25 protein-coding genes are annotated in these 25,086 nt (G+C 63.1%); 21 read left to right on the top strand and 4 right to left on the bottom strand.

The genetic code is table 11. From position 1 onward, the window contains the following. The first annotated feature begins 8 nt into the window (after positions 1–8). The 8 genes from E4631_RS20290 (at position 9) to E4631_RS20255 (ending at position 8,764) form a co-directional block, all read left to right on the top strand. A complete protein-coding gene (locus tag E4631_RS20290; protein WP_133658816.1) occupies positions 9–911 on the top strand; it encodes a complex I subunit 1 family protein in 903 nt (300 codons plus the stop codon). Continuing rightward, complete coding sequence (locus tag E4631_RS20285; protein WP_133658817.1) at positions 908–1,423, top strand: NADH-quinone oxidoreductase subunit J; 516 nt, start codon at positions 908–910, stop codon at positions 1,421–1,423. The genes E4631_RS20290 and E4631_RS20285 overlap by 4 nt, the downstream gene beginning before the upstream one ends. Positions 1,424–1,431: 8 nt before the next feature. Further along, positions 1,432–1,743: an NADH-quinone oxidoreductase subunit NuoK gene (nuoK, locus tag E4631_RS20280; RefSeq protein ID WP_133658818.1), complete on the top strand. Its 312-nt coding sequence runs from the start codon at positions 1,432–1,434 to the stop codon at positions 1,741–1,743. Then, a complete protein-coding gene (locus E4631_RS20275) occupies positions 1,740–3,623 on the top strand; it encodes an NADH-quinone oxidoreductase subunit L (protein ID WP_133658819.1) in 1,884 nt (627 codons plus the stop codon). Before nuoK ends, E4631_RS20275 begins: the two co-directional genes overlap by 4 nt. Before the next feature lie 18 nt (positions 3,624–3,641). After that, positions 3,642–5,120, top strand: a complete 1,479-nt coding sequence (locus tag E4631_RS20270) for a NuoM family protein (protein ID WP_133658820.1) — start codon at positions 3,642–3,644, stop codon at positions 5,118–5,120. After that, positions 5,113–6,486: an NADH-quinone oxidoreductase subunit N gene (locus E4631_RS20265; RefSeq protein WP_240735098.1), complete on the top strand. Its 1,374-nt coding sequence runs from the start codon at positions 5,113–5,115 to the stop codon at positions 6,484–6,486. Before E4631_RS20270 ends, E4631_RS20265 begins: the two co-directional genes overlap by 8 nt. Before the next feature lie 648 nt (positions 6,487–7,134). Further along, the gene (locus tag E4631_RS20260) at positions 7,135–7,431 is read left to right on the top strand and encodes a heavy-metal-associated domain-containing protein (RefSeq protein ID WP_133658821.1); all 297 of its coding nucleotides are present in this window, start codon (positions 7,135–7,137) and stop codon (positions 7,429–7,431) included. 1,000 nt (positions 7,432–8,431) lie between these two features. Continuing rightward, on the top strand, positions 8,432–8,764 hold the full coding sequence (locus E4631_RS20255; protein ID WP_133658822.1) for a four-helix bundle copper-binding protein: 333 nt from the start codon (positions 8,432–8,434) through the stop codon (positions 8,762–8,764). Positions 8,765–8,953: 189 nt separating this feature from the next. Here the strand turns inward: E4631_RS20255 and E4631_RS20250 are convergent, their stop codons facing one another. From E4631_RS20250 to E4631_RS20240, 4 genes are read right to left on the bottom strand one after another with little or no spacing between them, the layout of a single operon-like run. Continuing rightward, entirely contained in the window at positions 8,954–9,571 is a 618-nt protein-coding gene (locus E4631_RS20250; RefSeq protein ID WP_133658823.1) for a helix-turn-helix transcriptional regulator, read from the bottom strand. A 2-nt stretch (positions 9,572–9,573) separates the two neighbouring features. Further along, on the bottom strand, positions 9,574–9,951 hold the full coding sequence (locus E4631_RS20245) for a cupredoxin domain-containing protein (protein ID WP_133658824.1): 378 nt from the start codon (positions 9,949–9,951) through the stop codon (positions 9,574–9,576). A gap of 25 nt (positions 9,952–9,976) precedes the next feature. Continuing rightward, positions 9,977–10,687, bottom strand: a complete 711-nt coding sequence (locus tag E4631_RS26975) for an HAD-IC family P-type ATPase (RefSeq protein WP_317129138.1) — start codon at positions 10,685–10,687, stop codon at positions 9,977–9,979. Between the two features lie 2 nt (positions 10,688–10,689). Continuing rightward, the gene (locus E4631_RS20240; RefSeq protein WP_317129137.1) at positions 10,690–12,306 is read right to left on the bottom strand and encodes a heavy metal translocating P-type ATPase; all 1,617 of its coding nucleotides are present in this window, start codon (positions 12,304–12,306) and stop codon (positions 10,690–10,692) included. A gap of 425 nt (positions 12,307–12,731) precedes the next feature. On the opposite strand from E4631_RS20240, the gene E4631_RS20235 reads away from it, so the two are divergent. The 13 genes from E4631_RS20235 (at position 12,732) to E4631_RS20175 (ending at position 25,010) form a co-directional block, all read left to right on the top strand. Beyond that, positions 12,732–12,983: a heavy metal-binding domain-containing protein gene (locus E4631_RS20235; protein WP_133658825.1), complete on the top strand. Its 252-nt coding sequence runs from the start codon at positions 12,732–12,734 to the stop codon at positions 12,981–12,983. Positions 12,984–13,248: 265 nt separating this feature from the next. Beyond that, positions 13,249–13,797, top strand: a complete 549-nt coding sequence (locus tag E4631_RS20230) for a hypothetical protein (RefSeq protein ID WP_240735096.1) — start codon at positions 13,249–13,251, stop codon at positions 13,795–13,797. Between the two features lie 943 nt (positions 13,798–14,740). Beyond that, positions 14,741–15,277, top strand: a complete 537-nt coding sequence (locus tag E4631_RS20225) for a heavy metal-binding domain-containing protein (protein ID WP_133658826.1) — start codon at positions 14,741–14,743, stop codon at positions 15,275–15,277. Positions 15,278–15,324: 47 nt separating this feature from the next. Beyond that, positions 15,325–15,936 (top strand): AraC family transcriptional regulator, encoded by a 612-nt coding sequence (locus E4631_RS20220; protein ID WP_133658827.1) that lies wholly within the window; start codon positions 15,325–15,327, stop codon positions 15,934–15,936. A 68-nt stretch (positions 15,937–16,004) separates the two neighbouring features. Continuing rightward, positions 16,005–16,382 carry a DUF6799 domain-containing protein gene (locus tag E4631_RS20215; protein ID WP_133658828.1) on the top strand — a complete coding sequence of 126 codons (378 nt, stop codon included), beginning with the start codon at positions 16,005–16,007 and terminating at the stop codon, positions 16,380–16,382. A 159-nt stretch (positions 16,383–16,541) separates the two neighbouring features. Continuing rightward, the gene (locus E4631_RS20210; RefSeq protein WP_133658829.1) at positions 16,542–16,760 is read left to right on the top strand and encodes a hypothetical protein; all 219 of its coding nucleotides are present in this window, start codon (positions 16,542–16,544) and stop codon (positions 16,758–16,760) included. A 36-nt stretch (positions 16,761–16,796) separates the two neighbouring features. Further along, positions 16,797–17,033, top strand: a complete 237-nt coding sequence (locus E4631_RS20205) for a hypothetical protein (RefSeq protein WP_133658830.1) — start codon at positions 16,797–16,799, stop codon at positions 17,031–17,033. A gap of 115 nt (positions 17,034–17,148) precedes the next feature. Further along, positions 17,149–17,538 (top strand): hypothetical protein, encoded by a 390-nt coding sequence (locus E4631_RS20200; RefSeq protein ID WP_133658831.1) that lies wholly within the window; start codon positions 17,149–17,151, stop codon positions 17,536–17,538. Between the two features lie 163 nt (positions 17,539–17,701). Beyond that, on the top strand, positions 17,702–19,078 hold the full coding sequence (locus E4631_RS20195) for an efflux RND transporter permease subunit (RefSeq protein ID WP_133658832.1): 1,377 nt from the start codon (positions 17,702–17,704) through the stop codon (positions 19,076–19,078). Then, on the top strand, positions 19,071–20,963 hold the full coding sequence (locus E4631_RS20190; RefSeq protein ID WP_133658833.1) for an efflux RND transporter permease subunit: 1,893 nt from the start codon (positions 19,071–19,073) through the stop codon (positions 20,961–20,963). Before E4631_RS20195 ends, E4631_RS20190 begins: the two co-directional genes overlap by 8 nt. Positions 20,964–20,973: 10 nt before the next feature. After that, on the top strand, positions 20,974–22,269 hold the full coding sequence (locus E4631_RS20185; RefSeq protein WP_166648182.1) for a TolC family protein: 1,296 nt from the start codon (positions 20,974–20,976) through the stop codon (positions 22,267–22,269). After that, the gene (locus tag E4631_RS20180; protein ID WP_133658835.1) at positions 22,247–23,650 is read left to right on the top strand and encodes an efflux RND transporter periplasmic adaptor subunit; all 1,404 of its coding nucleotides are present in this window, start codon (positions 22,247–22,249) and stop codon (positions 23,648–23,650) included. Before E4631_RS20185 ends, E4631_RS20180 begins: the two co-directional genes overlap by 23 nt. Continuing rightward, the gene (locus tag E4631_RS20175; protein ID WP_133658836.1) at positions 23,643–25,010 is read left to right on the top strand and encodes an efflux RND transporter periplasmic adaptor subunit; all 1,368 of its coding nucleotides are present in this window, start codon (positions 23,643–23,645) and stop codon (positions 25,008–25,010) included. Before E4631_RS20180 ends, E4631_RS20175 begins: the two co-directional genes overlap by 8 nt. The last annotated feature ends 76 nt before the right edge of the window (positions 25,011–25,086 follow it).

Here is a 25,086-nt window from a genome sequence, read left to right as displayed (position 1 = left end):
TCCCCCTTATGGAAAATCCGCTTACCCTGCTGGTTGTGCTGCTGCTATTTGGCGGCGGCGTGTACGCGCTGGCGGTGCTCGAATACTGGTCGGTGGCTGGGCAGCTGGCCTGGGGCCGGCCGGCGCGCCTGGTCTTGCACCTGCTGCTGAAGGAAGAAATCCGCCCCCGCCAGTCGGATACCGTCCTCTACGAAACCGCGCCGGTGCTTTTCCTGGCCGCGGCCGCGCTGGCCGCCGCGGTGCTGCCCTGGTCGGCCGATGCGCCCTTGCTGGGCCTGGCCACGGGGGCACTGTTTGTGAATGCCGCCTTCGCCTACGTGATGGTGGCGATGCTGATGGGCGGCTGGGCCGTGAACGGGGTGTACGCCATGCTGGGCGGCTGGCGCTTCCTGGGGCAGCTCATTGCCTACTCCATGCCGCTGGTCATGGCCCTGACCGCCACCGTGATGCGGGCCGAGTCCATGCTGCCGGCCCGCATCGTTACCTCCCAACTGGAACTGTGGAATATCGTCTACCAGCCCATCGGCTTCGGGCTGTTCTACCTGGCGGCGCTGGCGCTGGCCTTTCTGCCACCCTTCGACTTTCCGGTGGCGGCGGGTGAGCTGGCCGGGGGCGTGTGGGCCGAGTTCACCGGGGCCCGGCTGCTGCTGTTCCGCCTGGGCCGGCTGCTGCTGATTATGACGCTGGCGCTGACCGTAACCGTGTTTTTCCTGGGCGGCTGGCAGGGGCCTTGGCTGCCCGGCTTCGCCTGGACGTTCCTCAAAACGCTGCTGGTGGCAGCCTCCTTCTTCGGGGTGGGCCGCTACCTGCCGCGCCTGCGCTACGACCAGATGCTGGAGTGGAGCTGGAAGTACGCCACGCCGGCGGCGCTGGTCAATATTCTGTGGGTTGGTATTCTGCTCCTGCTATGACGCCGCTGCAACTGCTTTTCCTGGGGGTATTCGGCCTGGCCGCCATCTGGTTCGGCTGGCGGGTGTTCCGCACCAAGTCGATGGTGCGCTCGGCCCTGTCGCTGCTGGCCGCGATGGTGGCGCTGGGCGGCATGTTCCTGGCCCTGGACGCCGAGTTTCTGGGCGTGCTGCAAATCATGATGATGGCCGGCGAGATGAGCATCATGGCCTTTTTCATGATGATGTACATGATGGACCCCGGCGGTATGAGCAGCATGAATATGACCCACCAGCAGCGGCCGGCCGCCGCCGTGGGCATCGGCGCCGGGGTGCTGGTGCTGGCCCTGGCCCTGCTCACGCCCTGGCCGCCCGCGCAGGCGCTGGCTCCCTCGGCTACGCAGCAGAACCACGACCTGGGCATCGAGCTGATGACCCGCTCGATGATGATTTTTGAGACGGCCGGCACCAGCATTCTGGTCGCCATGATTGCCGCCGTCGCCACGGCGCTGGCCTACCCCCAACAACCCGATTAATTCACCCTATGGCCCTTACGATTTGCCTGAGTATCGCCGCCGTGCTGTTCGGCATTGGCCTCTACGGCGTCATCAGCCAGACCAATCTGGTGATGATTATGATGGGCGTGGAGCTGATGCTGGCCGCGGCCATGCTCAACCTGGTGGCGTTCTGGCGGCTGCTGCACCCCCACACCTACGCCCTGCAGCTATTCGTGCTGGTAGTAATGACCGTGATGGCCCTGGAGGCGGCCGTAGGCTTTGCCCTGGCCACCCAACGCTTCCGCAGCCGGGGCTCGGTAGAAGTCGAAGAGGCCGCTGATTTAAAGGAAAACGCATGATTGCCCTACTGCTCCTTGCGCCCCTGCTGGCCGCCCTGCTCATTATCGTCCTGCGCCGCTGGCCGGCCGCGCTCGGTCTGGCCGGCAGCCTGGGTGCCCTGGTGGGGGCCGCGGGGCTGCTCTGGCAAGTGCGCCACCACCCGGTGGTGCGCTTCACCTGGCCTGGGCTGCCGGGCTTGCCTTACGGCTTGGGAGCCACGCCTTTCACAGCCCTGCTAGCCGTAATCGTCGCCGTGGTGGCGCTGCTGATTTTCGTTTACGCCCGCGGCTACATGGCGCACGAGCGGGGCAAGGTCTGGTTCTGGGCCAGCATGTCGCTGTTCGTGGCGGCCATGCAGCTGCTGGTGCTCTCGGCCGATTGGCTGCTGTTCGTGACGGGCTGGGAGCTGATGGGCCTGGCCTCCTTCCTGCTGATTGCCACCTGGCACTGGGAGGAAAAGGCCCGGCAGGGGGCCGTCAACGCCTTTCTGCTCACCCGCTTCACCGATTTAGGTCTTTACCTGGGCATTGTCATCATCCTGCTGCAGTCCGGCACCTCACTCATGCAAGCCGAACCGGGCCCGGCCATTCCGCTGGTGGGGGCGCTGGCGCTGCTGCTGGCCGTGATGGGCAAGTCGGCGCAGGTGCCCTTTCAGAGCTGGCTGGCGGGGGCGATGGCCGGGCCCACGCCGGTGTCGGCCCTGCTGCACTCGGCCACGATGGTGGCAGCCGGGGTCGTGCTGCTGCTACGCGCCTACCCGCTGCTGCCCCCGGCCAGCCTGCCTTACATCGGCGCGGTTGGCGGCGCGACTATCGTGCTGACCGGCTTTACCGCCTTGTGCAGCAACGACATCAAGCAGCTGCTGGCGGCCTCCACGTCCAGCCAGCTGGGCTTCATGCTGGTGGCCCTGGCGGCGGGCTTTCCAGGCGCGGCCGTGAGTCATCTGGTCGCGCACGCCTTTATGAAAAGCGGCCTGTTTCTGAGCGCGGGCCTGTTTCAGCATCAGAATGAGAGCACGCTCTTCGCCCGCATCAGCGGCAGCGGGCGCACGGCTCCGGTGGCGCTGGCCGGCTGGGCGCTGGCGGGCCTGGCGCTGGCGGGGGTGCCGCCCCTGGTGGGCTACTGGTCGAAGGATGCCATCCTGGCCGCCGGTCTGGGCGCCGGCAATCCGGCGTGGTACTTCGGCGTGGCCGCAGGGGGGGCGCTGCTCACGGCCCTCTACATCGGCCGGTCGCTAGGGCTGCTGTGGCGCGGCCCGGCCCGCCCGGCGGCCGACGCGGTGGGTCTGGGCCTCATGCGAGCCGGGCTGCTGGGGCTGGTGGGGTTCGTGGTCGGGGGCGGCTTTTTCCTGGCTGACGTGCTGCGCTTCGTCGGCTACGCGCTGCCCGAAGCCCCTGCGGCCCAACTCACCGGCCTGACGGCCGCGGCGCTGGGCCTGGGCCTGGGCTGGTTCCTGCGGGCGGCCGACGTCGGGACGCCGGTGCTCCGCTTCGTGCAGGATAACTACCCCATCGGCGGCGGCTTCCCGGCGCTGGTGGGGCGGCCCACGCTGGCGCTGGCCGCCGCGTGTGGCCGCTTCGACGAGTACCTGCACCGGCAAGTGCTGGGCCTGGGCGGGGCCGTGCTGGCGCTGGCTGGGCGCGGGCGCCGGGCCGATACGCGCCTCCGGCAAGCCGCCGCGGGGGTAGGGCCCGCCACCCTGGCCCTGGCCGCCCGTACCCGCCGCGCCGACGCCGGCCTGGCCGCCGCGGTGCAGGGCTTGGCCGGGGCGTTTCGGCGAGCCGGGCAGCTCAGCCGGCCGGTGCAGTCGGGGCTGGTGCACCGCGAGCTGCTGTGGACGGTGCTGGGCGTGCTGGCGCTGGTAGCCGCCCTGTTTGTTTCGCTTTTTCGCTGGTTTTAACAGCTTTTATTTGACCGCATGAATACTTTTCCACTCCTGTCCCTGACTGTGTTTCTGCCGCTGCTGGGAGCCGCCCTGCTGCTGCTGCTCCGGCCGCGGGGCCGGCGTGCGGCCTTCGCCATCGGCATCGGTACGGCCGCCCTGACACTGCTCGCGGCCGGGCTGGTGTGGGCGCGGGGCGTGCCCGGCGGTTTTGCCCAGTTGGAGGAGCTGCCCTGGATTCCGGCCATCGGCGCGGCCTACCGGCTGGGGGTGGACGGGGTGAGCCTGCCGCTGGTGCTGCTCACGGCCGTGCTGTTTCTGGCGACCCTCATTTACTCGGCCAACACCAGCGAGCAGCCGGCCAGCTTCGTGGCGCTCATGCTGCTGCTGGAAACCGCCTGCCTGGGGGCCTTCCTGGCCCTGGACCTGCTGCTGTTCTACGTCTTTTTTGAGGTAACGCTGGTCGGGATGTACTTCATCATCGCCGGCTGGGGCCACGACAACCCTAAGCAGGCCGCTCTCACGTTCTTTATCTACACGCTGGTGGGGAGCCTGTTTCTGCTGCTGGCCATCCTGGCGCTCTACCTCGGGGCCGCCCCGCACACCTTCGACATGCGGGCGCTGCTGGCCCACCCGCCCCTGGGCGGCACGGCGGCACTTCTTACGTTCGGGGCGCTGGCGCTGGCCTTCGCCATCAAGACGCCGCTGTTCCCGTTTCATACCTGGCTGCCCACGGCCCACACCGCCGCCCCGGCCGCCGGCAGCGCCATTCTGGCCGGGGTGCTGCTGAAGCTGGGCGGCTACGGCTTCATCCGCTTCGGCCTGCAAATGACGCCCGACGCCTTCCGGCAGCTGGCCCCCTACGTGCTGGGGCTGGCCGTATTTTCGGCCATTTATGGGGCCTTCGCGGCCCTGGGCCAGACCGACATCAAGCGCATGGTGGCCTACACCAGCGTCAACCACATGGGCTACGTGGTGTTCGGGGTAGCGGCGGCGGCCCTGCGCCCGGCCGGCGGCCCCTTCGGCCTCGACGGGGCCGTCTTGCAGATGGTCAGCCACGGCATCGTGACCGGCGGCTTGTTCCTGCTGATTGGGGCGCTGCAGGACCGCACCCACACCCGCGACATGGGCCAGCTCGGCGGCCTGGCCCCGGCCTACCCCGTGCTGAGCGGACTGTTCATCCTGGCCAGCTTCGCCTCGCTGGGCCTGCCCGCCCTGGCCCACTTCCCGGCCGAGTTTCAGATTTTCCTGGGCGGCTACCAGGTGGCGCCGGTGGCCACGGCCTTGCTGCTCGTGGGCCTCATCATCACCACGGCGCTCTACCTGCGGGCCATCCAGCGGGTGTTTCTGGGCGAGCAGCCCGCGGTGCTGAGTCCGCTGGGTGATTTGGGCGCGCGCGAACTGTGGGCCATCGGGCCGCTGGTGGCCCTCATCGTGCTCATCGGCCTCTACCCCGAGTTCCTGCTGGGCCTGATTCACGCCACCCAGCGCCTCATCATGGCGGGCCATGAGTAGCGGCGGCATGGACATGAAGCGCGACCTGCTGCTGGTGTTGCCGCAGATTGTGCTGCTGCTGACGGCCGTCGGGGCGCTGGTGGCGGAGATGCTGCGCCGCCGCCGGTTGGGCTTGGCTTGGACGCTGGGCGGGCTGGGCGCGGCCGGGGCCGCCGCGCTCCGGCAGCTGGGCGCGGATACCACGGCTTTCTCCGGCACCTTCCGGGTGGATGCGCTCAGCCACTGGAGCGTGCTTATTCTGGCGCCGGCGGCGGGGCTGTGCTGCCTGCTGGCCCGCCAGGAGCTGCGCGGCACCCCCCGCGAGGGCACTGTCTACAGCCTGCTGTGCTTCGGCACGCTGGGCGCGGCGCTGCTGGCCGGCACCGGCGACCTGATGTTTCTGGTGCTGGGCCTGCTCATCAACAGCCTCAGTGGCTTTGCCCTGGCGGCCTACTCCAAGACCAAGGCCGGCACCGAGGGGGCGCTCAAGTACTTCATCTACGGCACCGTGACGACGGCCATTCTCATCTTCGGCCTCACTTACTGGGTGGGCATCACCGGCGACACGCTGCTGACGTCCCTGGCCCGGCCCGACCTACCCCCGCTGGCGCTGGCCTTCGGCTTCGTGGCCCTGATTACCGGGCTGGGCTACGCGGCCTCCATCTTTCCCTTTCACTTCTGGACGCCCGACACTTTTGAGGGCGCGCCGGTTTCGGTAGCCGCCTACCTGTCGGTAGTACCCAAAATCGGGGTATTCTTTGCCCTGGCGCAGGTGGGCCGCTCGCTGCCGGCCAACGGGCCGGTCGCCTGGCCGCTGGTGCTGGCGGGGCTGGCCGTGGCTTCCATGACCTTCGGCAACCTGCTGGCCCTGCTTCAGCAGAATGTGGTGCGCCTGCTGGCCTATTCCACCATCGCGCAAGCGGGCTACTTCCTGCTAGGCGTGGTGGGCCTGCCGGCCGGCGCCGGGGCGCGGCGGGCCCTCATCGTCTTCGCCGCCGCCTACGCCGCCATGAACCTCGGCGCCTTTGCCGTGGTGCTGAGCACCGGCAAAACTCTGGCCGATTTCCGTGGGCTCGGTACCCGCCGGGTATTTGCCGGCGCGGCGCTGACCGTGTTCTTGTTTTCGCTGGTGGGCATTCCACCCCTGGCTGGCTTCGCGGGCAAGCTGCTGCTGTTCGAGGCAACGATGGCCGCTGGCTATACGTGGCTGGCCGTGGCCGCCGTGCTCAACAGCGTGCTTTCGCTGGCCGTGTACCTGCGCGTTGTCGCCGCCATGTATTTCGGCGGGACGGGGGAGACATCGGATATGGGGCCGGTTTCCTGGGCCGGGCAAGCGGTAGTGGTTACTTGTTTTCTGGTTACCGTCCTGCTGATGTTCGTATTCTAGTTTTTCAGGTCGGCAGCCTTGCCTTAATGGGAGCTAAATGGCCTTGTGAAGCAGCAAGAGGGGAGCTGACGTATGCTGCCTGATTCAGCGGGCCTCGTCCCCACGGGCGTTGGTCTCAACAGTGTTTTACAAACGATTTTTGAAAAGCAATTGGAGAGGCATCTGCTTGATGAGAAATATCCCTGGCGGAGTTTCGATGCCCGAAGCGAGCCGGCAAATCTTATAACTTCCAAGCGGAATTATAACAAACCTACCTGTCAAGGAATGGCTATAAGAGTGGGTGTTGCGAGGCAACCCTACTCTTCACCGACCAGCCCAACTACCCTGAAAAATGCGCGGCCATGCTGGTTTTAACGCCATACCAAGGCATGTGGTATAACAGAACCGGGTCAGCGGCCTTTGCGCAGCTTTCCTCCCAATCCCAATGCGATGATGCGTGGAATGAACATGGACGGCTGTTGCGGCCGCATGGGCATCGGCATGATGCGGGGGATGGTACTGGGCTTTATGCTGCTGCTAGCAGGGATTTTTTGGCTATTTAAACGGCTTCGCAACTAAGAATCAATGCCCCAGGCCGTTTATGTTGCCCGTTCTGTCCCGCCACCTGGGACCATATGAACCACTTTTTCAAACCTCTAATTTTTTGTTATGGAAACTGTCCGCCTCAAGAATCCCGACTCAGTTGTGCGGGAAACCTTTGCTGTTGAAGGTATGACCTGTGGGTCCTGCGCTGGAACGGTCCAGCGCGCCCTGAGCGCCGTGGACGGCGTGAGCAGTGCCACGGTTGAGGCGGGGTCCGCGTCGGCTACCGTTACGTATGACCCGACCGTGGCTCGTCCGGCGGACCTTAAAGAAGCCGTGGCCCAGGCGGGCTACACGCTGCACGACCAGGGTGAGGCCCCGGCCAAAGCACCCCGGAGTAAAGGCGGCGGGTGCTGCTGCTAATCCGGCGGCACCCTCCGGATTTTGAACAGCGCTACGGCCGACAAAACCGGTGGTAGCGCTATTTTTGTTTTGTAACCCGCCAGCCCACTGACTCTTTCAACAGGCGAATTTTTGGCCTTTCCAATAGCGGCCTTGTTACAGTGTCTGGTGCTTGCGCAAGAAAAAGAAATAGGAAAGAAGTTCGGCCGAGGCTGATTTCTTCCGTGACAACCGGCTTTTGCTGCTGGCCACCGGCTTTAAAGGCTACCTGTTTACATAATCCGTTTTTCAACTACTGGCCTATCTACGCTTGTCTTGAGCAGCACCGCTATAAGTACAGTACAAGGTTAGCGCCGTCAATGCTGCGACTTTAAGCTACAGGAGCTACGACAATGAGGGAGGCGGCACAACGACAGATAATCAACGAGTTATTATCCATTCGCTACTCATTTAGAGCAATTCTCAGGCCGGGCAGTAGGCCGAACTACAACGTTCGGCCTACTGCCCGGCCTGTACACTGACACGGGAACCGCTCTAAGTGCATCATAAAGCAAGACGACTACCTCTCTTGACTAAAGTAGATGGGGAACACCAGCCTCCGAGGTAATAATAGCCATGTTACTCGATGGCGAAATGAAGAAGAAAACGGGCCAAGGAGTATATGGCTAAAGCAGTAACAATTTTCGTCGGCACTTGCACCACCGCACTTCCGATGTGGTGGGCACAGGCCTCGCAGGTCATGCCCCCAATGCGGTAAGTATTGGTGTGCCATACTGGGGCGGCACCGTTGGTGGCAATGGCTGGGGCCTGAGTTTAGCTGTGAGTAGGGTAGAGCTTCATTCTCTGGGAGGGACAAGCCAGCAGCAGGGCAGCGATAAAGGTGACAGCAGTCAGCAAGCCAGTGGACATATTAACCAAAGGCAAAGACAAATCTTACAGCCGCGGCGCAGGAATTATACCAACCTCGGCGACTTCCAACGGGTATACGTAAGGGTAATTGTTTCATCCTACCCAAAATCCCATGCACGCACAAAACCAAAGCCTCCTCGACGCCCTCAACGCCTGCATCGCCTCGTGCGAGCACTGCGCCACCGCCTGCCTCAGCGAGCAGGACGTGCAGATGATGGCCCGCTGTATTAAACTCGACCGCGACTGCGCCGACGTCTGCGCCCTAACCGCCCGTCTCGTGGCCCGGGGCTCCGAGCACGCCCAGCACCTGCTGCGCGAATGCGCTGAAATCTGCAAGGCCTGCGGCGACGAATGCGCCAAGCACACCCAGATGCAGGACTGCCAGGAGTGCGCCGAAGCCTGTCGCCGCTGCGAGCAGGCCTGCCGGGCCGGCCTGCAAGGCTAATTTATGCGGAGCCATAACGGAATGCCGTCCGCAGGCGCCGCCCTCGGGTAGGGTGCCTGCGGACGGCATTCCGTTATGGCTCCAACCGGATACCCGGCTAGCAGCCGGCTCTGGACTCGCGGCGGCGCTTAAGCAGCCCGTTCAGCGGGGTCACCTGATTTTTTCACTGGGCTTACCCGATTCTGGAACTTAAATCAAGTCATCGAGGCTGCGGCGGCCGGCGCTGCCGGGTCCGAGGCGCTGAAACTCCGAGGGCGAGAGGCCCGTCACCTGCCGGAACTGGTTGGTCAGGTAAGCGGCGCTGCTGTAACCCAACTGCTGAGCCACGTCGGCCACCGTGGCTTCCTGGTAGCTGAGCAGCTCCTTGGCCCGCTCTACCTTCTGGCGGATGATGTACTTCTCCAGCGTCAAGCCCTCGTGGGAGGAAAAAATCTGGGACAGGTAGTGGTAGTCCCGTTGCAGGCGCTGGCTGAGGTAATACGAAAAGTTGTGCACCCGGTCGGCGGGCGCCGTATAATGCACCAGTTCCAGAACCAGCGTTTTGGTTTGCTCCACCAACTGGCGGGCCAGGTCCTCCACCACTTCAAAGCCTACTTCCTCCAGGCTGGCACGCACGGCGGCAAACGGCAACTCGCTATTGGGAGGGGGAAGCACATCGGCCGCGCCTAAGGCCACGAACTGCACGCTCAGGCCCACTTCCTCCAGCTTGCGGCGCACCACGCGCACGCACTGTGGGCACACCATGTTGCGGATAAATAAGCGGGAAGTACCCGGAGCGGATGGCGGCAAGCCAGCGGGAAGGTTCATAATTACTTGACAACGAGGCTGCCCCGCAGCATGTGCATGCCGCAGGTGAATTCATATTGGCCCGCTTCCTGAGGCAGCAACTCCACGGCCGTCGTCTGGAAGGCGGGCAGGTCGCGGCGGATGCTAAAGTCGGGGAACAATATCTCTTCCGAACAACTATTTTCCTCGTCGCGGTAAAAGTTAAGCTGCACGGGCTTGCCGCGCTCTACTTCAATCACGTCCGGCGAGTAACCGCCTTTTACGGTGATGTCGACCTGCTGTACCCCCGCACTGGTAGACACGGCGGTGGCCACCCGGTGCGGCGCAAAAAAGAAAAACCAGACGACGAAGCCAATCATACCCGTCACGGCAAAAGTAACCACTAGTTGGGTAGTATCCATAAGGCTAGGAGATAAACCCGGGCGCTTAGCGCGCACCGGACGTGAAGCCGCGCAGGCGCAGCGAATTGGTCAGCACCGACACCGAGCTCAGGGCCATGGCCCCAGCGGCGAGCATGGGCGAGAGCAGCCAGCCGGTGAACGGGTACAGCAGCCCGGCCGCGATGGGAATGCCGAGCAGGTTGTAAAAGAAGGCCCAAAATAGGTTCTGCTTAATCGTGCGCATGGTCTGGCGGGACAGGTCAATGGCCGTGACCACACCCTGCAGGTCGGAGCGCATGAGCGTGATGCCAGCCGCTTCCATGGCCACATCGGTGCCGCCGCCCATGGCCAGACCGATGTCGGCCTGGGCCAGGGCGGGTGCGTCGTTAATGCCGTCGCCCACCATCGCCACGGTGCGGCCTTCGGCCTGCAGCTCCTTCACCTTGCTGGCCTTGTCGGCCGGCAGCACTTCGGCAAAGAAGCGCTTGATGCCCATTTGCCCAGCCACCGCCGCCGCGGTCTGCTGGTTGTCGCCGCTCATCATCACTACTTCCAGCCCCTGGGCCTGCAAGGCCTGAATGGCCGCCAGGCTGGACTCGCGCACCGTATCGGCCACCCCAATCAGGGCGGCCACGTGCCCGCCAATAGTGGCATAGAGCACTGTTTTGGCCTCGCTTAGCAGCTGCAATGCCTGCTGCTCGGTGTCGGTGGAAAGCAGAACGTTGTGCTCGCTGAGCAGCCGCCGGTTGCCGAGCATAATCACCTGCCCGTCGACGGTGGCACCGGCCCCCGGCCCTCATAGGCCTGGAAGGCAGTGGCCGTTAGCGTAGTGCTGCCGGAAGCGACTCCTTGGGCGTCGGCGTAGCGCACCACGGCTTCGGCCAGGGGGTGCTCGCTCTGCCGCTCCACGGCGGCCAGCAGAAGCAGCAGGTGGGCGGGCGCGTCGCCATTGGTAGGCACAAAATCGGTAACGGACGGCTCGCCGCGGGTGATGGTACCGGTTTTGTCGAGCAGCACGGTGTTCACCTGGTAAGCCTTTTCCAGGGCCTCGGCGTTGCGAATCAGGACGCCGTATTCCGCGCCCTTGCCGGTGCCGACCATGATGGCCGTGGGCGTGGCCAGCCCCAGCGCGCAGGGGCAGGCAATGATGAGCACGGCCACGAAGTTGACTAGCGCCAGCGGCAGGCGCAGATTGGTCGGCGCTAGGTCGAACCACAGCCCGAAGGTGAGTAGGGCAATGATGATGACCACGGGCACGAAGACGGCGCTGATTTTATCGGCCAGTCGCTGGATGGGGGCGCGGCTGCCCTGGGCGTCAGAAACCAGCTTCACAATTTGGGCTAGCATGGTGTCGGCGCCCAGCTTGCTCACGCGGAAGCGGAAGGAGCCGGTTTTGTTGAGCGTGGCGCCGAATACGTTGTCACCCGCTTTCTTTTCCACCGGCAGGCTCTCACCGGTGAGCATGGCCTCGTCCACGGCCGACTGCCCTTCGAGCACCACGCCGTCGGTGGCCACCTTTTCCCTAGGACGCACCACCACCACGTCGTCGAGCTGCACCTGCTCGATGGGCACATCCACCTCTTGCCCGGCACGCACCACCCGGGCTGTTTTGGCCTGCAGGCCCATCAGGGCCTTGATGGCCGCCGAGGTCTGCGTTTTGGCGCGGGCCTCCATCACCTTGCCCAGCAGAATCAAGGCAATGATGATGGCCGTGGTGTCGTAATACACTTCCGGCATCAGCCCGTGCTGCCGGAACCAGTGCGGCAGCATGGTGGCCGCTAGGCTGTAGAGAAAGGCCGTGCCCGTTCCCACCGCAATCAGGGTGTCCATGGTCGCGGTACGGTGGCGAAAGCTGTTCCAGGCCGACTCAAAAAACTCCCGCCCGCTGTACAGCACTACCGGCAGGGTCAGTAGCAGTAGGCCGTAGTTGAGCAGCGGCGTTGACACCCGCGCCGTCATCGCGGGCCAGAGCATGAGCATGGACAGGGGCATGATGAAGGCGGCGAGCCATGCAGCTACGGCAAAGCGGCGCTTGAGCTGCGCGTAGCCCTGAGCCTTGCGGGCTTCCAACTCGTCATCGCCAGCCAGTGGGCTGGTTGAGGCAGCGGTGTCGAGCACCTCGTAACCAGCTTGCTGCACGGCCGCCTTTAGCCCCGCCCGGTCAATTTGAGCCGGCCGGTACTCGACGGTAGCTTTCTCGCTGGCCAGGTTGACCATTGCGCGCTCCACGCCGGGCGTGCGGACCAGGGCCTTTTCTACGAAGTTGGCGCAGGAGGCGCAGGTCATGCCCTCAATGTTAAGGGTAGCGGATTCGGTGACGACGGAAGTAGGGCTACCCGTCGGGACTGCGGTATCAGGCAAGTGCTTGGGCTGCATAAAACAAGGCGATTGTAGCACCGCCGGCAGCGGCAGGTGCACCCGTTTAAACAGTTCGTAAGGCCAGAAAGATTAGTGGAATTTGCATCGGACCCTGTAAGATTCGGTGATGCTGGCCCCAGTAGACAAAATTTCCACGGCCGGCTTGTAAGATTGGTAGATTTTGAGCAGGCACTGTTGGCCAGCAGTTGGCTATAGAAGCCTGATTTTTACGTTGCAAAAGGCTTTCTGACGGTGATAAAAGCGAAAATATCAAATGAGCAGACCATGAATAGCGCCTGTTTGTGAAATAACGTGTCACCAACTTTGCCGCGGCTGGCTGCGTTTGGGAGAGCGTCACGAAGCTTGCCGCTTCGACTCAATCCCTGCTTGCCTTGCCGGCCGCTCGGTGCTCAGGCATTAAATCTTACCACTAGTCCAGACCCATGAAAAGTATTCTGCTCCACGGCTTTGCCTTAGCCAGCTTGCTGCTAGCCACCGGCTGCTCAGACAAAGGCAGCGCTACGACCGACACAACCACCAGCACCAGCCCAGCCCAGCCCGCTCCGACGGATGCTGACAGTCAGGTCATCGAAGCGAAGGCCGCCCAGTACAGCTGCCCCATGCACCCCAATGAAGTTTCCGACCATCCCGGCAAGTGCCCTAAATGCGGCATGGCCCTGGTGAAAAAGAGTTAGTAATGAAGCCGTGCGTAGCAGGGTTGGGTTAAAGACAGCATTTACCAACCACTGAATTTGGGCCGGGAAATAAACCGTGGGTTTACACGCATTTGCGGCCCTTAACTTCCTAAACCGGCCTTTGTCACCACGCTACTCCGTGCCAGGGGCCGGTTTTGTTGGGAATTAGTGACAACTACCAGCCGCTCTTGTCGACGCGCGGCGGGGACCGGCCGCAGTTGGCTCAGCCTGTTAATCGCTACCTTATAGCTACTCCAGCCACCGCATGATGACCAACCTTACCCCGGCTATGTTCGCGGCGCCGACCATCGCCTTGGCCAGCACGGTGTGGCTGTATACTTATTTCTGGAAAAGAGCGGCGGATAAGCTATTGTTCCAGCGATACATGCGCTGGGTGACTGCACTGGCATTTCTGCTAAACTTTGCTTGGGAAATAATTCACTGCCCGTTGTATCAGGGCGGTGCCTACGCGCTGGCGCATATCCCCGTGCTGGCTCTGGCCTCGCTGGCAGATGCCATCATGGTTGATTTGCTGTATCTAGGCTTTGCACTAATCTATCAGAACGGTTTGTGGGCACATCCCCTAACCCTGTTACGCGCCTTCTGGTTGCTGGCAGTGGGCGGCACGGGGGCAATCTTGTTTGAGGTAGCCCATTTAGCAGCTGGCAACTGGGCGTATACGGACAAGATGCCCCTTGTTCCGGGCACAGGAGCCGGTTTGAGCCCCGTGCTGCAATTTACCCTCCTGCCAGTACTGCTTTATAGCCTGAGCTTCTATCTCGCTGCCCCCAAGGTAGCCTCTAAACTTGTTTAAGAATGCCCGGTGAGACCATCGTCAGCGGCATTTTTAAGCCTGAAATAAGCAGACTCCTACAGAGAAGTACCTAATCTTACAAGTTTGGGGTAGGAATTTTATACTAATTCCTGTGTTTCTGCCTCGTATTTTTGCGCCTACCTATGCTAAGGCCTCGCGGCCCTCTCTGTGAAACGTCTCACCAGCTTATTTCTGCTCTTTGCGTATCTGCTCTCCAGCCCTGGGTTGGTGTATAGTATGCATTTCTGCGGTCAAAGCCTGGAAGGGGTTTCCATTAAGCAGGAAATCCCCCGCAGCTGCTGCTGCCATACTAGGAGGGCCCCAGCCTGTGGCTGCTGTCACGACCAGGTCGTAACCAGCTCCGTCAAGGACGTAAAGCTCACGACCTGTGGCGTTACGATTACCGCCCCGGCCATAGCCCCTGCTCCTGCACTGCTGCCGCTGGTATGGCGCCTCAGCACGTTTACGCTCCCGCTCGATGAGCCGGCATCCGGGCTCGCGGCTCACGCCGCGCCACCACCCGAGTGCCCCGCCTACGTGCGCGGGCATGCCTTTCTTATCTAACTAATAGCTTCCCTGCCAACCCCGGCCTTTATGTAGGCACCGGGGCTTTTGGTCATGGGCTTCGCGCATTTATCCGCGCCCGGACGCCTTATTCGGCGTTCCTCTTTTCGGCTTCCTTGCCAATGTCTTCCGCCCGTGCTGCGCTGACCCTATCAGGGTGAGACAACGCACCTGCCAAGACGCCTTTGCTTGCTGGCAATGCCGTAGCCAATCCGTTGGTCGGCCTTGCTGCAGCCCATCAATTTTCAGGGACTTCCGGCCGCTCGTCATTCCGCATCACACGGTGCTGATTTCGGGGACTGCTCCCGCCTCCCCACACCCTAGGCTTTGTGCCGGCGGCCCTCCCGCCGCGGCAGCCGGGGCATCCCCATTCCTTTTCATGAAAAAGTCATTGTTTCTGCTGGCGCTCCTAGCGGGCCTCCAGCACCTATCCTCGGCGCAATCCACCCAACCTTCTGCTGCCGCGCCCACCTATCAGGCCAGCGGCGAAACCCACACTCATCCTTCCCCTCATGGGGGCGTCGTGCACACGGCGGACACTTATCACATCGAAGCGGTGCAGCAGGGGCAATTGCTGGCCGTGTACTTATTCGACGGAAAAATGCAGCCGCTTTCCAATCAACAGGTTACGGGAACGGCGCTGCTTGACCGGGGTGGCCAGCCCAATTTCCTCACGCTGGCCCCCGCGGGTAGTGACCGGTTGCAGGCCGTGCTGCCCAAGGGGGCGGCCCCGGTAGCCGTAACCGTGCAATTAAAACGCGACGGCCAGTCCCTCAGCGCCCGCTTCGAGTCGCTGCACGTGGCCCCCACGCAAGAGGCCCCCGCCGCTTACGTGTGCCCCATGCACCCCTCCGAGACTAGTGCTACGCCGGGTTCGTGCCCCAAGTGCCACATGGCCCTGAGAAAGCGCAGCTAAAGGCGGCGGAGTAGACTGCCCCCCATTAATCTAGTCTTTTTGAACCCATGGCCGACACCGGTTCCACCGTTTTCTACGTCAAACACATGGTATGCCGGCGCGGCGTACTGGTGATGCGCGAACTCCTGCTCTCGCTGGGCCTGACGCCGCGTCGGGTAGAGCTGGGCGAAGTTGAGGTCGCCGAGCCGGCGCAGGCCATCGACTGGGCACGACTGCGCGGACAGTTGGTGGACCAAGGGTTTGCGCTGCTGGAATTGCAAGCTCCGCACGAGCAGCTGGTGAACGACATCAAGCAGACGGTTGCGGACTTGCTGCGCACGGCTCCCGAAGAGCTGCGCTGCGGCCGCTGCCCCCAAATCCTAAGCCAGCGGCTGGGCCGCAAGTTTTCGTACCTGAGCAACGTTTTTTCGACCTCGCAGGGCCTGAGCCTGGAGCGCTACATCATCGGCCAGCGCATCGCCACGGTGGAACAGCTGCTGCGCAGCTCGGGGATAGAGGTTGGGCGCATTGCGCAGGCACTGGGCTACAGCAGTCTGGGGCATTTGTCGCGGCAGTTCCGGCTGGTCAACGGAGTTTCGCCCACGGACTACCGCCGGCAGCTCGAAGGTGACCCGGCGGCTAATCTTACAGGACTGCCCCGAGAATTATACCAATCCTAACTGCTGGGTAAGTAGTAACCGAACTGGGAATTTTCCCAACACATTTTTTACCATTTCGCTTATCAACCATGAAAAAGTTCGCATATCTCCTCTCCGTGCTGCTCGTTACCGGGCTCACTACCGTCGCTACTGCCCAAACGACCCCTAAAGCCAAGTCGGCGAAAGCGGGCATGGCCATGGGCAAAATGGCCATGGATGGTTGCACGATGAAAGACGGCAAGATGATGGTCATGAAGGGCGGCAAGATGATGCCCATGACCGAGAACATGACCATGAGCGACGGCTCGATGTGCATGACCGACGGCACCTGCATGAAGAAAGACGGCAGCAAGATGACCATGAAGGACGGTCAGTGCATGATGATGGATGGCAAGATGTCCTCCATGAGCGACATGAAGAAGGGCAGCAAAATGAAGTCCGGCAATATGGGCAACATGAAAATGTAAGGATAAAAACGCCAGTGCGTCGGCCCATTAGTCTCCACTTAACCATCCCGGCCGACGCCCTTGGCTTTTTATAGACATTGCTGTTCTGTCTTCTGGAAGCAACCAGGGGCCTGCACAGCCCGAAAACTTTTAAAATCTCAATTTTTTGGCTTCGCTATCATGAAAAAGCTCGCCTATCTTCTTCCCGTTTTGCTGCTGGCCGGCTTCACACTCGCTTCCTGCGAGCACTGCAAAACCGGTGACCCGACCCCGGCTCGTACGCTGACCACAAGCGAAGGGCAAACGGCTACGACGGCCTCCACGACCCCGTCGTCAAGCGCTTGCACGATGAATAATGGCCATATGGCAATGAACGGGTCGATGATGAACGGAAAGTAGCGTCAGCGCATCAGTGCTCCTTATTAGCTACTTGCCATGGTATTTTCTTCCGATTTAACCGACGACCAGGACTTTGACGCCTTTTTGCGCCGCGCGCTCGCGCGTTTCCCCCAGCAGGAAGGAGCCGCGCAGGGCTGGCAACGCTTAGCGCCGCGCTTTGCTACCCTGTCAAGGGTGGAGCCCCTATCCCCCTTGCAGGTAGCTGCCCTGCTGGTTGACCGTCCTGGTCCTCATGTGTTTGACCGCTTTGCCGACGGTATTTTATCCGCCTAATCTTACAGGCCCCTGGCTTAAATCTGTGAGAAAGCCGGGTTTCGGACCCGGTACCTTTGTAATCTAACGTTCTGAATCTGTTCGCCTTGGCGATGATTCAGAAAATACTTTTCATTTGAAACGCCCCCTTAGTTTTTTACTGCTATTCGTGTACCTGCTCTCCAGCCCCGGGCTGGGGTTCAGCATGCACTACTGTGGCCGGGTGCTGACGGGCGTTTCTATGCTGGCGGAAACGCCCAAGTCCTGCTGCCCGCCCAGCCAGGCGCCCTGCGGCAGCTGCCACGACAAGCACGTCAGCAGCCCGGCACACGAATCACCGCTGCTCGCCGCCGCCCCCTTAGCGGCCCTGGTGCCGGCGCTGCTGCCCGCACCCCTGGCGCTGCCCAAACCAGCGGCGCGGCCCTGGCTCATGGCCCGCGAGCGGCAGCGTTCACCGGTAGAGGTGCGGGCAGCCGCTCCGCCGCCTTGGCCGGCGTACGTGCGCGGCCACGCGTTCCGCCTATAGTCCCGAAGTGAAGTGCGCCCCGCTCCCGGCCCCCAAAGCCGAGCTGACGGCCATGGGCGCCTTTGAGGCCCGTCCCGCGTATGCCTACGCAGCGCCGACCGGCCGGGGACGACTGTTCCCTCCTCTCACTTCCACTTCTTACAACCTCAATTGCTAATCACCTATGATTGAGCAACTCATCTCCTTTTCGCTTCGCAACCGCTACCTGGTGCTGATGCTGGCCGCCGGCTTGTTTGCCTGGGGCGCGTTTTCGGTGCGGTCGAGCAAAGTCGACGCCATCCCCGACCTGTCCGAAAACCAGGTCATCGTTTTCACCGAATGGATGGGCCGCGGCCCCCAAATCATGGAAGACCAGGTCACGTATCCGCTCGTGACCAACATGCAGGGCCTGCCCAAAGTCAAGTCGGTGCGCGGGGCTTCCATGTTCGGCATGAGCTTCGTGTTCCTGATTTTCGAGGACGACGCCGACATCTACTGGGCTCGGGAGCGGGTGCTGGAGCGCCTCAACTACGCCCAGCGTCTGCTGCCCACCGGCGTCACCCCCACCCTGGGGCCCGACGGCACGGGCGTGGGCCACGTCCTGTGGTACACCCTCAAAGCGCCTGGCCTCGACCTGGGCGAGCAGCGCGCCCTGCAGGACTGGTACGTCAAGTTCGGCCTGCAGAACGTGCCCGGCGTGAGCGAGGTGGCCAGCTTCGGCGGCTTCCAGAAAGAGTACCAGGTGACGGTGGACCCCACCAAAATGACCTACTACAACGTGACCCTGCCGCAGGTGCTCGCGGCCGTACGCAGCAACAACAACGAGGCCGGCGGGCGCAAGTTTGAGCAGTCGGACATCGGCTACATCATCAAAACCAGCGGCTACATCAAGGATATGGCCACCCTGGAAAACGTGCCGGTGCTCACCCGCCCCGGCGGGGTGCCCCTGCGTCTCAAGGACCTGGGCACGGTGCAGATGACCGGCGAAAGCCGCCTGGGCATCATGGACCTGAACGGCGAGGGCGAGGCCGTGGGCGGCATCGTGGTGATGCGCTACGGCGAGAATGCCGACGCCATGATTAAGCGGGTGAAGGCCAAGATGGAGCAACTCCGCGCCGGCCTGCCCAAGGGCGTTTCCTTTCAGCTGGTGTACGACCGCAGCGGCCTGATTGAGGACGCCGTAGGCTCCATCAAGCACACGCTGCTGGAGGAGATGCTTACCGTGTCGCTGGTGGTGGTGCTATTCCTGTTTCACTGGCGCAGCGCCCTGAGCATCCTGCTGCAAATCCCCATCACCATCGCCACGAGCTTTATTCTGCTCAACGCCTTCGGCATCTCCTCCAACATCATGTCGCTTACCGGCATTGCCCTGGCCATCGGCGTCATCGTCGACAACGGCATCGTGATGACCGAAAACGCCTACCGCAACCTCGCCCTGCATCAGGCCGGGGAAGAAGCGGGCGGCCCTCCGGGCGCGGGCCCGCCCCCACCCGCTGCCAACGCGGCCACGACGCCCGCGGCCAGTGCCCCATCCTCTTTAAAGCCCGCCTACCATGGATAACACGAAACGGCTCGAAATCATCGAGTCCTCCAGCAAGCAGGTGTCGCGGGGCATTTTCTTCTCGACCATCATCATCGTCACTTCCTTCTTTCCGGTGTTTCTGCTCACCGGGCAAGAAGGCAAGCTCTTCCACCCGCTGGCTTATACCAAGAGCTTCATTCTCATCATCGACGCCATCCTGGCCGTCACGCTGGCGCCGGTGCTGATTTCCTTTTTCATGAAGGGAAAGTTCAAAACTGAAGAGCAAAACCCGCTGAACCGCTTTTTGGAACGGGTGTATTCCCCGATGCTGCATTGGGTGATGCGCTGGCGCAAAACCACCATCGCCATCAACCTGGGCTTGCTGCTCATTAGCATCCCGCTGGTCATGAGCCTAGGCACCGAGTTCATGCCGCCGCTCAACGAAGGCTCCATTCTGTTCATGCCCGTGGCCCGGCCCGACGTGTCGAACACCGAGATGAAGCGCATCCTGCAGGTGCAGGACAAAATCATCAAGCAGGTGCCCGAGGTGCTGAGCGTGCTCGGCAAGGCCGGCCGGGCCAGCACGGCCACCGACAACTCGCCCATCAATATGATTGAGACCATCATCCTGCTCAAGCCCCGCGACCAGTGGCGCGACGGCATGACCAAGGCCAAGCTGATTGAGGAGATGAACGGCAAGCTGCAGATTCCGGGCGTGGTGAACGGCTGGACCCAGCCCATCATCAACCGCATCAACATGCTGAGCACCGGCATCCGCACCGACGTGGGCGTGAAGGTGTACGGCCAGAACCTGAACGTCATCAACGACATCGGCAACCAGGTGAACGCGGCCCTGAAGGGCGTGCCCGGCGTGGCCGACCTCTACGTGGAGCCTGTGACCGGCGGCAAGTACCTGGAGATTGACGTGAACCGCCCCGAGCTGGCCCGCTACGGCCTGACGGTCGACCAAATCAACCAGGTCGTGGAGTCGGCCATTGGCGGCGCACCCGTGGCCAACACGGTGGAAGGGCGCCGCCGCTTCGCCATCAACGTGCGCCTGGCGCAGGACTACCGCAATAGCCTGGCCGATATCAAGCGCATTCCCATTCAAACGGCCAGCTACGGCCCGGTGCCGCTGTCGGCCGTGACGAACATTCGCTACACGGAAGGGCCGCCGATGATTAACTCGGAAAACGCGCAGCTGCGGGGCGCCGTGCTGTTCAATGTGCGGGGCCGCGACTTGGGCAGCACCGTGGACGCGGCCATGCAGAAGCTGCAGAGCCTGGAAAAGAAGCTCCCGCAGGGCTATTACCTGGAGTGGAGCGGCCAGTACGAGAACCTGATTAGCTCGCAGCGCACGCTCAAGCTAATTTTGCCCCTGGTGCTGCTCGTCATTTTCGGGGCCCTGTACTTCGCTTTTCATTCCATCCGGGAGGCGTTTATGAGCCTCATCACCATTCCCTTCGCCCTGATTGGCGGGGCCTACATGATTTACTTCTACGGCGTGAACCTGTCGGTGGCGGTGGCCGTGGGCTTCATCGCCCTGTTCGGGCTGGCCGTGGAAACGGGCGTCATCATGGTTATCTACCTCAACGACGCCATGCAGAAGCTGGTGGCCGAAAAGGGCAACTCCCGGGAGGCCATCACCCGGGAGGACCTGCAGGAGGCCGTGTTTCACGGCGCGGCCAAGCGCCTGCGCCCCAAGCTGATGACCGTCTCGGTGTCGCTCTTCGGCCTGGTACCGGTGCTCTGGGCCACGGGCACGGGCTCCGACGTGATGCTGCCCATCGTGCTGCCCATGATTGGCGGGGTGTTCACCTCGGCCACCCACATTCTGCTCGTCACGCCGCTCATCTTCTTGTACACCAAGGAGTACGAGCTGCGCAAATTTGGAAAAATCGATGTTCTCGCCGTCAAACACTAATCGCCGCCCCATGAAATACTGGCTGAACTTCTGCGTGCTTTTGCTGCTGGCCGGCCGGCCGGCGGCCTACGGGCAGGCCATGGACAAAAACATGCGCATGGCGGCCCCTAGTGACCCCGTGCTGCCGCTCGACTCGGTGCTACAACTCGTGGAACGCCGCAATCCGGCCGTGCAGCGATATAATTACCAGGCCCAAGCCAAGCAAGCCGCGGTGGCGGGCGCCGACAGCTGGGAAGCCCCCAAAGTCAGCGCCGGCTACTGGATGACGCCCTATAACCAGCGGCCCATTCGGGAAGCGAACGGCGGCCAGGGCGAAGGTATGCAGATGGTATCGGTGGAGCAGATGCTGCCCAACCCGGCCAAGCAGCGGGCGAAGCGGGAGTACCTAAGCAGCCAGGCGGCCGTGGTACAGGCCGACCAGCAAAACACCGTGGTGCAGCTGCGGGCGCAAGCCAAAACCCTGTATTTCGAACAGGCCGTGCTCACCAAAAAGCTGGCCGTGCTGGATGAGGACGAGGAACTGCTGCGCTTTCTCATCAAGCTGGCCGAGGCGCGCTATCCTTACAACCAGGCCACGCTGCCCAGCATCTACGACGCCAAGGCCCGGCTGGAAATGCACCTCAACGACCACCGGCAGGCCCTGGCGCTGACTGACCAGAACCTCATTGCGCTCAATACGCTCATGAACCGGCCGCGTCGCGCCGCCTTTGCCGTGGACACGGCCGTGCTCACGGCCCCCATCCCCCTCTCGGCGCCATCGGATACGGCCGCGCTGGCCAGCCGGCGCAGCGACGTGCGCCGGCTGGACCGGACCCTGACCACCGTGCGCCTGAGCCAGAACCTGGAAGCGAGCCGCCGCCGGCCCGACTTCGGGGTGCGCTACGACCACATGCGCGGGCTGGGAAGAACCCCCAACCAGTTTACCGTGATGGGCATGGTCACCATTCCGCTAGCCCCCTGGGCCGCCCGCGAATACAAGGCCAACACGGCGGCGCTGGGCTTTGAGGCCCAGGCTCTGCGCAAGCAGCGCGAAGACGTGTTGAACGAAGCTGCCGGCCGCCTCGCGGGATTGCGCCGGGACCTGGACCTGCGTCAGGAACAATTGCAGGCCTACACCCGCAGCCTGCTGCCGGCCTTGCGCCGCAGCTACCAGGCTACGCTGCTGGCCTACGAGCAGAATACCGGGCAGCTGTTTCAGGTGCTCGAAGCCTGGACCACCCTCAAAAAGACCCGTCTGGAATACCTGGACACCTTGCAACAGCAACTCACCCAGCAAATCGCATATGAAAAAGAGCTGGAACAATAGCCGCTGGTCCCTGCTGCTGGTCCTGCCCCTGGCCCTGCTGCTGGGCGCCTGCCAAAAGGGGGGCAAGAACCCCGAGGCTACCGCTACGACTACCCCTGCCACGGAAGCCACCGCGGGGGACCTGTACACCTGCCCCATGCACCCGCAGATTATCCGCGATGCCCCCGGCTCATGCCCCATCTGCGGCATGGACCTGGTGAAAAAGCCCAAAGCCGATGGAGCAGCGCAGGCCTCGGCGGGCGAGCCGCTGCAGAACCTGCTGCAGTCGCCCGATGCCACGGTGGTGTCTTCCCAGGCCACGGTACAGCCGGAGACCACCGCTCCACAAGTAACCCTGACCCTGCCGGGCCGGGTTGAGTACGACGTGCGCCGCAACGAATCCATCGCCGCCCGCTTCGGCGGCCGGGTGGAAAAGCTCTACATCCGCTACAACTACCAGCCCGTGACCAAGGGCCAGAAGCTGCTGGAAGTCTACAGCCCCGAGCTGGTCACGGCGCAGCAAGAGCTGCTCTTCATCCTGACCAACGACGCCGAAAACCGCACCCTGCTGCAGGGGGCCCGCCAGAAGCTGCGCCTGCTGGGGTTGACCGACGGCCAAATCAGCCAGGTTATCCGCACCCATAAGCCGCAGTACCAGGTGGCCATTTACAGCCCCTACACGGGCTACGTGGTGGAGCAGCCGGCCCAGGCCGCGCCCGGCATGGGGGCCCTGGCACCACCCCCGGCGCCCGCCGCTGGCAGCGGCATGGGTGGAGGCAGCGGCATGGGTGGAGGCAGTGAGATGGGGCAAGGGGCCGCGGACGCTGGTTCCGTCCCGGGTTCGACGATGCCCCAATCCGCGTTGGAGCTAAAAGAAGGCAGCTACGTGGCGGCGGGCCAAACCCTGTTCCGGGTGGTGAACACTGAGCAGGTGTGGGGCGTGTTCGAGCCCCGGCCCGACGAGCTGGCCGGGCTGCGCGTGGGCCAGGCCATCCGCGTACTGCCCGAAGGCAGCGCGAGCAAGCCCATTCCCGCCCGCATCGATTTGGTGGAGCCTTTCTTTCGCGAAGGGCAAACCACCGGGGCCGTGCGGGTGCACCTGCCCAACCCCGGCGGCCGGCTGCGCAGCGGCATTTTGTTGACCGGCTCCGTGCAGGTAGCGCCGGCCGGGGGCCTGTGGCTGCCCCGCGCCGCCGTGGTGGACCTGGGCAACCGGCAGGTGGCTTTCGTGCGTGCGGAAGGCGCTTTTCGCGCCGTATCCGTGCAAACCGGCCTGCGCAGCGCCGACCGGGTCCAGGTGCTGCGGGGCGTAACCGCCCAGGACCAGGTGGCGGCTAACGCCCAATTCTTAGTGGACAGCGAAGGCTTCGTCCAAACGTCAAAAACCGACTATCATGATTAACTTCCTTTCTCTGCGCGGGGCGCCGGGGCGCCGGTACCGGCTGCTGTTGCTGCTCGTGGCCCTGCTCGGCTTCGCGGCGACGGCTTGCCAGAAAGCCAAGCCGGTTGCAAAAGCCGAAACCGACGCCGCCGACAGTAGCTACTACACCTGCCCCATGCACCCGCAGGTGCACGAAGAGGGACCCGGCAAGTGCCCCATCTGCAGCATGGACCTGGTTAAAGCTACCAAGCACGCCGCCCCCGTGGTCCCGGCCAGCCAGCGCACCGGCGGAGGGGCTCCCCCCGCGCCCGAAGTCATGCTCACCAACCAGCAGATTCAGCTGGCCAACATTCGGGTAGAAGCCTTAGGAACGGGGACGGAACGGGCGCGCACCTTACTCACGGGCACTCTGGCCGCCGACGCCACCCAGACCAGTACGGTCAGCAGCCGCGTGAGCGGGCGCGTCGAGCACCTGTTCGTGCGGCAAACGGGCGAGCCTATTCGCCGGGGCGCGCCCCTCGTGTCTATTTACAGCGAGCAGCTGCAGGCCCTGCAGCAGGAGTATCTGCTCAGCCTGGCTCAGCAGCGGGCGGTGGGCGAAAACGTAAACCAGTACGAGCGCTTGGTGGAAGCGGCCCGCCAGAAGCTGCGCCTGCTGGGAATGTCGTCTGGGCAACTGCGCACGCTGGCGGCTACCGGCCGGCCCACTCCGGCGCTCACCTTTTACAGTCCGCAGGCCGGACTGGTGCAGGAAGTGGGTGTCACGGAGGGGCAGTACGTGGGCGAGGGCACGCTACTCGTCTCGCTCACCAACCTCTCTTCGCTGTGGGTGGAAGCCCAGCTCTACCCCGGGGAGGTGGCCGGCATCCGGCTGGGGCAGTCTGTGCAGGTGCAGGTGGCGGGTTTCGCTGACGCCTACACCGGCAAGGTGGTCTTCCTGAGCCCCGAGCTGCAAGGCAACAGCAAGGTGACGCTGCTGCGGGTGCAGCTGGCCAACCCTGATGGGCAGCTACAGCCCGGCATGCAGGCCAACGTGAACCTGGCCAGCCCCAGCAGCACGGCCCTGGCTCTGCCCCAGGACGCGGTCCTACGCGACAGCCAGGGCAGCTACGTGTGGCAGCAGTTGAATGCCAACAATTTTCGCCGCCTCAAAGTCACCACTGGCTCTGAAACTGACCAGACCGTGGCCATCACCGGGGGCCTGGACGCCGGGACCAAAGTGGTCGTGAGCGGCGCCTACCTGCTTGAAAGCGAATACGCCCTTTACCAGGGCGCCGACCCCATGGGCGGCATGGACCCCAATATGCCCGGCATGGACATGAAAAAACCAGGTGCGGAGGGAAAGAAAGCACCCGCCATGGACCCTAACATGAAGATGTAGCAGGCCCGCTCCGTATTCTCTCACGCTCTTTTCTATCGCTTCAACTACAGTCCCGACTGCCCCACACTTTTGATAC

It is taken from the genome of Hymenobacter sp. UV11, assembly GCF_004684095.1.
Lineage (GTDB): Bacteria > Bacteroidota > Bacteroidia > Cytophagales > Hymenobacteraceae > Hymenobacter.
The sequence above is the reverse complement of the archived record's forward strand: the minus strand, read 5'-3'. Positions and strand labels throughout refer to the sequence as shown.